The sequence below is a fragment of the Paenibacillus popilliae ATCC 14706 genome, from assembly GCF_000315235.1.
In the GTDB taxonomy this organism is placed as follows: Bacteria; Bacillota; Bacilli; order Paenibacillales; family Paenibacillaceae; genus Paenibacillus_B; species Paenibacillus_B popilliae.
Genome location: NZ_BALG01000240.1, coordinates 1 through 337, shown reverse-complemented (window position 1 = coordinate 337; position 337 = coordinate 1). Strand labels below are relative to the sequence as shown.

General features: G+C 45.1%; 1 protein-coding gene. It reads right to left on the bottom strand.

Features of this window, described 5'->3' with window-relative positions; all coding sequences use genetic code 11:
- The coding region (locus tag PPOP_RS23490; protein WP_234399858.1) for a pyocin knob domain-containing protein at positions 1-305 on the bottom strand (305 nt) is incomplete at its 3' end.
- Between the last annotated feature and the right edge of the window lie 32 nt (positions 306-337).

Genomic DNA, 337 nt, shown 5'->3' with positions numbered 1-337 from the left:
TCATTTGCGGATGCCTGCACCCCTTTGGCGTTGATGGCACCCGCGAGTTTGTTTTTTAACTCAACGCCAGATTGCTTTACTTGATCAAGCTCCGCTATTATGTTTTGCCATGGTAACCAATTACCGGCATCTTTCTTGCGCTGATAATAGCTATTCCCGCCACCAAAAGCATAAGCATTTTGTATACAATACAGATGATTATGGCGGATAACCTCTACATAATACCATCCCGTACTTGGCGCGTTAGGCGCATCAACTACCTGATACCAACCTGTTGATAGATCGGCATTTAAATCTCCTGTCATGGTAGCATTGCCATCGTCAGCGGTTACTCTGA